Origin of the sequence: Streptomyces sp. NPDC059373, assembly GCF_042751495.1 — a bacterium.
GTDB lineage: Bacteria > Actinomycetota > Actinomycetes > Streptomycetales > Streptomycetaceae > Actinacidiphila.
In genome coordinates, this window is record NZ_JBHYXC010000081.1 from 1 (window position 1) to 10,862 (window position 10,862).

Here is a 10,862-nt window from a genome sequence, read left to right on the forward strand (position 1 = left end):
ACTCCTCCCACCACGCCCCACCCCGTCACCCCCCCCCTCCCCCTCCCGATCGCAGGCGCCAGACCACGCTCCTTCTCCCACGGAGATCCACCGGCCAGACCCTGCCCCCGACCAGGTCATCGCCACCGTCGTCGCCGAGGACATCCGCACCGGCCACGGCGTCGGCACCGCCAACCTCAAGTTCTTCGACGGCATCCCCGAGGTCAAGCGCCTCTACATCGCCCCCACCCACCGCGGCCAGGGCGTCGGCGCCGCCGTCCTCGCCACCCTGGAGCGCATCGCCCTGCGGCGCGGCGCCGACCGCCTGATCCTCTCCACCGGCCCCCTCCAGCCCGACGCCGTACGCCTCTACGAGAAGACCGGCTGGACCCCCATCCCGCCCTTCGGACCGGCCAAGCGCTTCCCCGGCGGCTTCTTCCAGAAAGCGCTCTGACAGGGACCGAGGAGCTACGCTCGCGCCGTGACCGCCACCTGGGAGCCCACGGCGCCGGGCGTACTGCGGCTGCCGTCGGGCCGCCTCGTCCGCGGCCGCGGCCTGCGCCGCCCCCTCCCGGCAGGCCCGCTGCCCGACTTCGCCCTCCATCTCCTGGGCCACGAGCCGCCCTCCGTCGCCTGGGAAACCCGCTGGCTCCGCTGGCCCGACTTCCGCTTGCCCGCCGACCGCAGGGCCACCGCCGACGCCCTCCGCGACGCCTGGGCCCGCGCCGAGTCCCAGCGCGTCGAGGTCGCCTGCGGCGGCGGATACGGCCGGACCGGCACCGCCCTGGCCTGCCTCGCCGTGCTCGACGGGGTACCCAACCGCGAGGCCGTCGCCTATGTCCGGGAGCACTACGCCCACCGCGCCGTCGAAACGCCCTGGCAACGCCGCTTCGTCTCCCGCTTCCCCGATTGTTGATCAAGAAGCCGACCCGGCCCCGGACGTCTGTCTGCCGCGGCGGTGACCCCCGATAGCCTGTGGGGCCTGATGGACGTACGGGAAATGAGCGACGTGGCAGAGGACGAGCTCCCCGCAGCTCGGCGTGGACGGCCGGGAGCGTGGCGACGGCCGTGCGGGGGGTGCTGCCGGCCGGTGGCGGGCCTGGCCGGGGTGGTGCTGCCGGGGTGTGAGTGCGCCTCGGTGCCGGTGGCGGGGAGTCTGATGGGGGGGCGGGGGTGGCCCCGGCGGCGGCGCCTGGTCGTGACCTGCTGCGCCGCCGACGCCCAGGTGCTCAAGGTCGAGATGCACGGCACCCCGGCCCCGCCCGCCGACGCCTGGGTCACCGTGACCGGCCAGTGGCGGCCCAAGGATCCGTACGGGTGAGAAATTGCGATCAGGGGAGCGGGGTCCTAGCGTTGAACGAGTGAACGTCACCGTTCACTGAAGCCCGGCAACAGGCAGAGGGTCGCCATGACGACCTCGACGCAGAAGACAGCGGAACGCTCGGGACGTAATGGCGCCGCACTCGCCGTCATCGCCTCCTGCCAGCTGATGGTGGTGCTCGACATCACCATCGTGAACATCGCGCTGCCGCACATCCAGACGGCACTGAATTTCTCCACCACCGGCCTGTCCTGGGTACTCAACGCCTACACGCTGACCTTCGGCGGCCTGCTCCTCCTCGGCGGCCGCGCAGGCGACATCCTGGGCCGCAGACGGGTGTTCATCTTCGGCGTGCTGCTCTTCGCCTTGGCGTCACTGCTCGGCGGCCTCGCCCAGAATTCCGGCGAACTCCTCGCCGCCCGCGCCCTGCAGGGAGTCGGCGGCGCCATCGCGTCCCCCACCGCGCTCGCGCTGATCACCACGACCTTCACCGAAGGCCCGGCCCGCAACCGCGCGTTCGGGGTGTACGCCGCAGTGTCGGCCGGCGGTGGCGCCATCGGACTGCTGGCGGGCGGGGTGCTGGTCGAATGGCTCAACTGGCGCTGGATCTTCTTCGTCAACGTGCCGATCGCCATCATCATCGCCCTCGCCGCGCCCCGCGTCATCAAGGAGTCCGCCCGCCACCCGGGCCGCTTCGACCTCGCCGGAGCGCTCACCTCGACACTCGGCATGGCGTTGCTCGTCTACGGATTCATCCGCGCCGCCCAGGAGGGCTGGCGCGACCCGCTGACCATCGGCGCATTCGGGGTTGCCGTGGTGCTCCTCGCCGTCTTCATCGCCATCGAAAGGCGTACGACACAGCCGATCACACCGCTGCACATGTTCGCCGACCGCAACCGGGCGGGAACGTACGGCATCATGCTCAGCTTCGCCGCCGCGATCTTCGGCATGTTCTTCTTCCTCACGCTCTTCGTGCAAGACGTGCTGCATTTCAGCCCGCTCGAAGCCGGGCTGGCCTTTCTTCCTATAAGCGCCGTCATCGCGGTGGGCGCCGGGATCTCGTCCAAGCAGCTGCCCAGGTTCGGCCCGAAGCCGCTCATGGTCTTCGGCTCGCTGTGCGCCGCGGGCGGTCTGATCTGGCTGACGTTCACCAACATCAACAGCACGTACGCGGGCAGCATCCTCGGCCCGATGCTGCTGTTCGGCCTCGGCATGGGCCTGCAGTTCGTCGCGCTGACACTCATGGCCGTCTCCGGCGTCGCCCCGCAGGAGTCCGGCGCGGCGTCCGGGCTGCTCAACGTCACGCAGCAGGTGGGCGGCTCGCTCGGGCTGTCCATCCTGGTCACGGTCTTCGGCACGGCCAGCCGCAACGAGGCCGTGCAGCAAGTGCCTTCCTTCCTGGCCCAGGCGACGCCGGTCCAGCGGCTGGTGTTCCAGCGCACCGGACAGCTCCCTCCGCCCTGGGGCGACCAGGTGCTCACCACCGGGATCACCACGGCGTTCCTGGTCGCCGCGGCCTTCACCATCGTGTCGGCGCTGATCGCGCTGCTCGTGATCCAGGTCCGGCCGTCGGACCTGGAGCGCCTGCAGGGCGCCGCAGCCGCGCCGGTCGCTCCGGCGGCCGTGGAACCCGGCGACTGACGCCTCCGCCTCTGCCCCTGCCTCCCGTGGTCCGACGGTTTGGCCTTCCTTGACAAAAAAAGTTGTCGGTGCCACGGTGGTCGCATGCTTGATGTGACAGTGATCGACGACCCGGCCGCCGCCGAGGCGAGCCTGGACCCGATACGGGCCCGTCTGCTGGCCGCCCTGGCCCAGCCGGGGTCCGCGAGCACGCTGGCCGCGACGTCGGGCCTGTCCCGCCAGAAGGCGAACTACCACCTCAAGGCCCTCGAGCGGCACGGCCTGGTCGAACTGGTCGAGGAACGCCGCAAGGGCAACTGCACCGAGCGGGTGCTGCGGGCGACCGCCGCCTCGTACGTCATCTCCCCGGCCGCACTGCCCCAGGTGGCCCCCGATCCCTCCCGCTCCCCGGACCAGCTGTCCGCGCGCTGGCTGCTGTCGCTCGCCGCCCGCCTGGTGCAGGAGGTCGGCCAGTTGATCGTCGGCGCGACCGCTGCCAAGCGGAAGCTCGCGACGTACGCCATCGACAGCGAGGTCCGCTTCGCCTCCGCCGCGGACCGCGCCGCGTTCGCGGCCGAGCTGACCGACGCCGTCGGCGGCCTGGTCGCCAAGTACCACGACGGGAGCGCGGAGAGCGGCCGCAAGCACCGTCTTGTCGTCGCCCTGCACCCCAGTCTCAAGAGTCCCAAGACGAACCACGAGGAGTCATAGCCATGCCCAAGGAATTCGAGATCAGCCGCGAAGGTGAAGTCCGCAGCACCCCCCAGGAGTACTGGGACGCGATCACCACCGGCACCGGCGGCTGGCTCTGGCCGATGGAGTTCGAGCCGCGCGTCGGCGGCGACGCCGCCTTCGGGGGCAAGGTCACCGTCTGGGACCCGCCGAACCACTTCGTCACCCGGGTCGAGGGCGAGGGCGGCTTCTTCAACCAGCTGGAGCACGTTGTCGAGGGCCGCGACGGCGGCACCACGTGGTTCCGTTACGTCCACAGCGGGATCTTCACCGACGACTGGGACAACCAGTACGACGGCGCAGCCAAGCACACCGACTTCTACCTGCACACCCTCGCCCAGTACCTGACCCACTTCAGCCGGCGCCCGGTCACGTACGTCTCCACGGACGCGCCTGCGGCTTCGGCATCACCCGACGGCTTCCGTACGCTCCGCCGCGAGCTCGGCATCGGCGACGGCACGGCCCAGGACGACACCCTCCACGTCGCCCTCCCCGGCATCGAGCCGCAGGACGCGGTCGTGGACTACCTCAACCCCGACTTCGTCGGCCTCCGCACCGAGGACGCCCTCTACCGCTTCTTCGGCCGCAACGCCTTCGGCGCCCCCGTCGGCGTCTCCCTGCACCTCTTCCGGGACGACGTCGACCCCGAAAAGACCCTGCACGCCTGGCAGTCCTGGCTCGACGGCCTGTACGCGTAGCGGGCGGTGACCGCGAGGCATGGTCGGCGTGCCGCGGAGCCGCGACACGCTCGCGCTGAGCGCGCTACGCGCCCTGCGCGGCGCCCGGTAAATGCCTTGTGGGAGCGGTCCCGCGGGACCCACGCTGGACCTATGACCTCACGAGCCGCTGTTCGCCCGTACGTGCCCGGGGACCGGGCCGCGCTGTACGACATCTGTGTACGCACCGGGGAGGTGGGCGGCGACGCGCGGCACCTCTACCCGGACGATCCGGATCTGCTGCCGGACATCTTCGCCGGGCCGTACGCCGAGCTGGAGCCGGAACTGGCGTTCGTGGCGGCCGACGAGACCGGCCGGGCGGTCGGGTACATCGTGGGGACCGCGGACACCGCGGCGTTCGTGAAGCGGTTCCGGGAGGAGTGGCTGCCCCAGGTGGAGGACCGGTACGCGGTGGTGGTGGGGGAGCCCCGGACGCCGGCGGAGGGGATGATCGGGCTGCTGCGGGACCCGGAGCGGATGATCGTGCCGGAGCTGGCAGGCTATCCGGCGCATCTGCACATCGACCTGTTGCCGGAGTACCAGCGGGCGGGGCTCGGGCGCGGGTTGATGCGGGCCCTTCTTGCCGCGCTCGCGGGAAAGGGTGTCGGGTCGGTCCACCTCGGGATGGCGACGGCGAACACCGCGGCTCGCCTGTTCTACGACCGGGTCGGGTTCCATGAGATCGCCGTGGCCGATGCGGGGCCGCTGACCTATCTGGGGCGGGAGACCGAACCCGGCCCGGCGTGAGCCGTTTCGAAACCTTGCCGACGGACCCTGGAAAGCGCTTCTTGCTCCATGGAGGTATGGTCCCGACGGCCCACCATCGGCGGACCGACCACCAGCACCTCATCCCGGGAAAGGCCGTACGGCAACCGTGAATCCCTTCCCCATGCCGCCCGAGGACCGGGCGCTCAGCCCCCGCACGGGCTGGACCCGCGCGCACTGGGAGGCCGTCGCCGACGGGCTCCTGACCGCCGTCCAACCGCACGCGACGCCGGGGCGGGCCCTGTACCACCTGCCCGGCGGCCGCCACAGCTCGTCGGGCGCCCGGTCCGACGGGCTGGAGGGCTACGCGCGCACCTTCCTGCTCGCCGCTTTCCGGGTGGCGGGGGCGGGAGGCGACGATCCGTCAGGGCTGATGCAGCGATACGCGGACGGGCTCGCCGCCGGGACCCTCAATCCCGGCGGCGACGGCCCCGAGGACTGGCCGGTGATCGCCGACTGGAGCCAGCCGCTGGTCGAGTCGGCCTCGATCGCGCTGTGCCTGCGGCTCACCAGGCCCTGGCTCTGGGACCGGCTCGACGACTCCGTACGCGAACGCGCCACCGCATGGCTCCGGCCGGCCGTCACCGCCGAGACTCCGCCCTGCAACTGGGAGCTGTTCCCGGTCACCGTCGCCGGCTTCCTCGGCGACGGTGAAGCCGTGACCAAGGGCCTGGAAGGCATCGAACGCTGGTACCAGGGCGACGGCTGGTACACCGACGGCGACGGCCCCGCCTACGACTACTACAACGGCTGGGCCATGCACCTCTACCCGGCCCTTCAGGCCTGGCTCTCCGCCGACCCCGACCGCCTGGCCCTCTACGGCGAGCGGCTGCGGCTCCATCTCGCCGACTACGCCCGCCTCTTCGGCGCCGACGGCGCGCCCGTCCACCAGGGCCGCTCGCTCACCTACCGCATGGCCGCCGCCGCACCCCTCTGGCTCGGCGCCCTCACCGGCCACACCCCGCTCGCCCCCGGCACCACCCGGCGGCTGGCCTCCGGCGCGCTTCGCTACTTCCTCGACCGGGGCGCCGCCGGGCCCGACGGGCTGCTGTCGCTGGGCTGGCACGGCCCGTACGAGGGCGTACTGCAGGCCTATTCGGGCCCGGCCTCGCCCTACTGGGCCAGCAAGGGCTTCGTCGGCCTGCTGCTGCCGCCGGAGCACGAGGTGTGGACGGCGGTGGAGGAGCCCGGCCCCGCCGAGCTCGCCGACGCGGTCACCGCCGTACGGGCCCCCAACTGGCTGATCCAGTCCACCGTCGCCGACGGGATCGTACGGCTGCACAACCACGGTTCCAGCGACCCCCGTTACGACCCGCACTACACGCGGCTCGCCTACTCCACCGCCACCGGTCCCGGGCCGGCGGACAACCGCTTCGGCCTGCCCGACACCGACCGCACCGACCTGCGGCCGCTCGGCGCCGGCGACGGCTGGGCCGCCTCCCGCTCCCGGGCGGGCGACGCCGACGTGGTGAGCCTGGTGCTGGCGCGCGGGGCCGTCGAGGTGCGCGTCCACCTGGTCACCGGCGCCCGTCCGGGCACGGCCGTACGGCAGACCGGCTGGGCGGCGCGGCCGGGGCTGCGCTCCGAGCTGCACCCCCTGTACGGCCTCGCCGACGCCCCGGCCCTGCCGCCCGCGCCCACGGCGTACGGATCCGCCGCCACGCCTGCCCTCACCGGTACGACGGCCGACCCCTCCGGCGACCTCTTCGTCTGCCTCGCCAGGCTCACCGATGCCGAAACCGACACCGACGCCCCGCCCCTCCACACCCTGGCGGCTGTCGAGGTGACCGACCACGCCGTGACCGTCGGCTGGCCGGACGGCACCGTCCACCGCGCCCGCGTCACTCCGGCGGAGGTCGTGGTGGAATCGTTGCCGCCCGACGCTCGTTGATCCGAACATGACCGACACCGACGCAACCCAGGACGCCCTTCTCCAGCTCCTCGCCGACACCAACGGCGGCGTGCTGGTCACCATCAAGCGCGACGGCCGACCCCAGCTGTCCAATGTGACCCACCACTACGACCCCAAGGAGCGGCTCCTGCGCGTCTCCCTCACCGACGACCGCGCCAAGACCCGGAATCTGCGCCGCGACCCCCGCGCCAGCTACCACGTCACCAGCGCCGACCGCTGGTCCTACACCGTCGCCGAGGGCACCGCCGAGCTGACCCCGGTCGCCGCCGACGGCCACGACGCCACCGTCGAGGAGCTCATCGACCTCTACCGCTCCGTCCGGGGCGAGGACCACCCCGACTGGGACGACTACCGCCGCGCCATGGTGCAGGACCGCCGCCTGGTGCTGAAGCTTCACGTGGATCGCGCCTACGGCCAGCCCGGGCGTGCTTGAATCGGGGGCGTACGTACCGGAGTTGACAGGACCCGAACGAGGGCAGCCATGGGAACCAGCCGTGGAATCGACGTCTCCGTCTACCAGGGACCCCAGGACTGGGCGGCCCACAAGGCGGACGGCGTCTCCTTCGCCTTCGCCAAGGCCAGCGAGGGCCGGCACACCCGCGACGCGCACTTCAAGCAGCACATCACGGCCATCAAGGCCGCCGGACTCGTCCCCGGCGCCTACCACTACGGCTGGCCCAACCAGAACGTGGACGACGAGGCCGCCAACTACACCGCCGCCGTGAAACCCTACGCCGGACCCGGCTTCATCCACTGGCTCGACCTCGAACGGCGCTCCGACGGCACGAACTACGCCGGCCGCAGCCACGCCCAGATCGCCGCCTGGGCCAAACGCTGGATCGAGCTGGTGGCGGCGGCCCACCCCGGGCAGCGGGTCGGGATCTACACCTCGGGCGACGACATCTCGCACGGTCACGCCCCCGCCGACGCGCCCCTGTGGTATCCGCGCTACCCCTGGACCAGCGGCGCCACCTACGCCAAGGCCGAGGCCGCCGCCCGCCCGCGGCCCTCCGGCCGGGACCCGCTGTTCTGGCAGTTCACCTCCAAGCCCATCGACCGCTCCATCTGCTACCTGACAGCCGCCGCGCTGCGCGCCTGGGCGGGCGGCGCGGCCACCGAGGAGGACGACGTGCCGATACGTACCAGCCTGGGCAAGGACACCGCCCAGACCCTGGCCTGGGACGCCTGGACCGCCATCAACTGGGACGCCGAGTACTCCGACCCGCAGGACGCACACGCCGCGGGTAACCACCCCGGCTACATCTCCCCGCTCTCCACCTGGGCCGACTTCAACGGACGCCTGGTCCTGGAAGGCATCCCGGCGGGCGCCCACTTCCAGATCCGCTACGAGGTGCACGAGTGGAAGAACGGCGCGTCGGTCGGCTCCTGGCACGAGATCATCGCCGACGTCCTCGCCACGCCCGGGCAGCAGATCGTCTCCCTGCCCTTCTCCAAGGGGCTCGACAAGGGCCGGCACGTCTACGTCGCGGTCTGCCCGATCACCCCCGACGGCTCCTCCGGCCTCCCGGCGCCGACCGCCGTCGACGGCCGCTGGGCGATCCGCCAGGACAAGTAGCCGCCCGAAAACCGGGTGCGGGACGGTCGTCGGGGGCGGCAGCATGAGCGGCATGGCCTGGAATCTGACGGACGACGTCGAGACCTTTCTCACGGCCGCGGGCGACTTCCTGCGCTCACGTCCCGCGGAGCACACCGTCCTGCTCACCGTTACCGAGACGATGCGCGTCGGCGCCCGCACGGCGTACGGGGACGAGCCCCCGCTCTTCGGCTGGTGGACCGGCCCCGGCGGCGCCCCCGAGGGCGCCTTCGTACGGACTCCACCCCGTCCCGCCCTGCTCACCCCGCTCCCCGGCGACGCCGCCGCGTCGCTGGCCGGGCTGTGGGACCTCGACCGCCCGCTGCCCGGCGTCACAGCCGAGCAGCGCACGGCCGAGGCCTTCGCCGAGGCCTGGCGCGCCCGCACCGGAGCCGTCATATCGGTGAACCGGCGCAGCCGCCTCTACCGGCTGGCCGGGCTGCTGCCGCCCGACCCCATGCCGCCGGGCCGGGCCCGGGTGGCCACGGTCGCCGACCGGGAGCTGCTGCTGAAGTGGTTCGAGGCCTTCTCCCTTGACCTGGGCGCGCCGGACACCGCGGGGGAGCGGCACGTGGACGACCGCCTCCGTTACGGCGGCCTCACCCTCTGGGAGATCGACGGTACCCCCGTCTCCCTCGCCGGTGTCTCGCGCACGGTGGCCGGCGCCGCCCGGGTGTCTCCCGTCTACACCCCTTCCGACCTGCGCGGTCGTGGCTACGCGGGCGCCGCGACGGCCGCCGTCAGCGGGGCCGCGCTGGATGCCGGTGCCGGTGAGGTGCTGCTCTTCACCGACCTGGCCAATCCGACGAGTAACGCTCTGTACCAGCGGATCGGCTATGTACCGGTATCCGACCGGGTATCCCTCGACTTCGGGAAATGACGACGCGGAGGCGCGGAACTGGAATGCCCGTCGTAGGAGTTGTCGCTGTACATACTGGTTCTGCCGGAGCCCCACGGCTCTCGGCGCGATCGTGACCGCCGACTACCGGGAGGTGCCGTGACCGGCTCCAGTCCGAAGCGTTCTCCGCTCGCCGCTCTCATCCCCGCCTTCGGCGACGACCCCTCCGGGGACAGGATGGAGCGGATCCGGCGGTCGCCCAACTTCGCCGACGGCGTGTTCACCAACCCGGTGGCCGCCCGCATGGCGCCGGCCGGCTCGATGCTCAAGTTCGTACAGACCTATTTCCGCAAGGAGGAGCGCTCCCGCCGCGCCCCCGCCGGGAAGATCCCCCTGTACGGAGCAGAGGCGACCCTCGCCGAGCTCGCGGCGCCGCCCTCCACCGGCCTGCGGCTCACCTGGATGGGCCATTCGAGTGTCCTTGCCGAGATCGACGGGCGGCGCGTGCTCTTCGACCCGGTATGGGGTGAGCGCTGTTCGCCTTTCAACTTCGTCGGCCCCAAGCGGCTGCACCCCGTGCCCGTGCCGCTCGCGGAGGTGGGCACGGTCGACGCGATCGTGATCTCCCACGACCATTACGACCACCTCGACATGCCGACCGTGCGCGCGCTGGCCGGCACCGGCACCAGATTCGTCGTACCGCTCGGCGTCGGCGCCCACCTGGAGCGGTGGGGGGTGCCCGAGGACCGTATGACCGAGCTCGACTGGAACGAGTCCACGCAGGTCGCCGGCCTCACCCTCACCGCCACCCCCGCCCGCCACTTCTGCGGCCGCGCGATCCGGAACACCCAGCACACGCTGTGGGCCTCCTGGGTCGTCGCCGGACCCGAGCACCGCGTCTACCACAGCGGGGACACCGGCTATTTCCCCGGCTTCCAGGACATCGGGGCCTCGTTCGGACCCTTCGACGCGACCATGATCCAGATCGGCGCCTACAGCGAGTACTGGCCCGACATTCATATGACACCCGAGGAGGGTGTCCGCACCCACGTCGACCTCCAGGGCGGCGTCCCGGGACACGGCGTCATGCTCCCGATCCACTGGGGCACCTTCAACCTCGCCCCGCACCCCTGGGAAGCCCCTGCCGAGGGCACCGTCGCCGCCGCCCGCCTCGCCGGGGCGACCGTTGTCGCGCCTCGTCCCGGCGAGCCCTTCCAGCCGGCCGTCGGCCTCCCCCTCGACCCCTGGTGGCGCGCCATCGCCACGCCCACCCGTGAGGCCTGGCCGCCGATCAGCGACGAACCCGAGTCCGCCACCCAGCCCCCGCACGGCGCCTCCGAGCCGGACAGCGCCCGCGCGTAAGGGGCCGGTCAGCGGTCCGCCGC

The 10,862-nt window shown here is 72.2% G+C and carries 12 protein-coding genes; all 12 read left to right on the forward strand.

Features of this window, described 5'->3' with window-relative positions; translation table 11 throughout:
- Window positions 1-433, forward strand: a 433-nt coding sequence (locus ACFXJ5_RS40605; protein ID WP_384643380.1) for a GNAT family N-acetyltransferase, incomplete at its 5' end; no start/stop codon positions are given.
- A 27-nt stretch (window positions 434-460) separates the two neighbouring features.
- Window positions 461-895 carry a phosphatase domain-containing protein gene (locus tag ACFXJ5_RS40610; RefSeq protein WP_384643383.1) on the forward strand — a complete coding sequence of 145 codons (435 nt, stop codon included), beginning with the start codon at window positions 461-463 and terminating at the stop codon, window positions 893-895.
- Window positions 896-1,069: 174 nt separating this feature from the next.
- Complete coding sequence (locus ACFXJ5_RS40615) at window positions 1,070-1,300, forward strand: hypothetical protein (protein WP_384643386.1); 231 nt, start codon at window positions 1,070-1,072, stop codon at window positions 1,298-1,300.
- Between the two features lie 87 nt (window positions 1,301-1,387).
- Window positions 1,388-2,941 carry an MFS transporter gene (locus tag ACFXJ5_RS40620; protein ID WP_384643388.1) on the forward strand — a complete coding sequence of 518 codons (1,554 nt, stop codon included), beginning with the start codon at window positions 1,388-1,390 and terminating at the stop codon, window positions 2,939-2,941.
- A gap of 84 nt (window positions 2,942-3,025) precedes the next feature.
- On the forward strand, window positions 3,026-3,631 hold the full coding sequence (locus ACFXJ5_RS40625; RefSeq protein WP_384643391.1) for an ArsR/SmtB family transcription factor: 606 nt from the start codon (window positions 3,026-3,028) through the stop codon (window positions 3,629-3,631).
- A 2-nt stretch (window positions 3,632-3,633) separates the two neighbouring features.
- Entirely contained in the window at window positions 3,634-4,350 is a 717-nt protein-coding gene (locus ACFXJ5_RS40630; RefSeq protein ID WP_384643394.1) for an SRPBCC domain-containing protein, read from the forward strand.
- 132 nt (window positions 4,351-4,482) lie between these two features.
- Window positions 4,483-5,115 (forward strand): GNAT family N-acetyltransferase, encoded by a 633-nt coding sequence (locus tag ACFXJ5_RS40635; RefSeq protein ID WP_384643397.1) that lies wholly within the window; start codon window positions 4,483-4,485, stop codon window positions 5,113-5,115.
- Between the two features lie 142 nt (window positions 5,116-5,257).
- Entirely contained in the window at window positions 5,258-7,024 is a 1,767-nt protein-coding gene (locus ACFXJ5_RS40640; protein WP_384643400.1) for a DUF2264 domain-containing protein, read from the forward strand.
- Between the two features lie 7 nt (window positions 7,025-7,031).
- A complete protein-coding gene (locus tag ACFXJ5_RS40645) occupies window positions 7,032-7,478 on the forward strand; it encodes a PPOX class F420-dependent oxidoreductase (protein WP_384643403.1) in 447 nt (148 codons plus the stop codon).
- A gap of 48 nt (window positions 7,479-7,526) precedes the next feature.
- Window positions 7,527-8,621 carry a glycoside hydrolase family 25 protein gene (locus ACFXJ5_RS40650; RefSeq protein ID WP_384643406.1) on the forward strand — a complete coding sequence of 365 codons (1,095 nt, stop codon included), beginning with the start codon at window positions 7,527-7,529 and terminating at the stop codon, window positions 8,619-8,621.
- Between the two features lie 52 nt (window positions 8,622-8,673).
- Window positions 8,674-9,519 (forward strand): GNAT family N-acetyltransferase, encoded by an 846-nt coding sequence (locus ACFXJ5_RS40655; protein WP_384643409.1) that lies wholly within the window; start codon window positions 8,674-8,676, stop codon window positions 9,517-9,519.
- A gap of 117 nt (window positions 9,520-9,636) precedes the next feature.
- Entirely contained in the window at window positions 9,637-10,839 is a 1,203-nt protein-coding gene (locus tag ACFXJ5_RS40660; RefSeq protein ID WP_384643411.1) for an MBL fold metallo-hydrolase, read from the forward strand.
- Window positions 10,840-10,862: the final 23 nt, after the last annotated feature.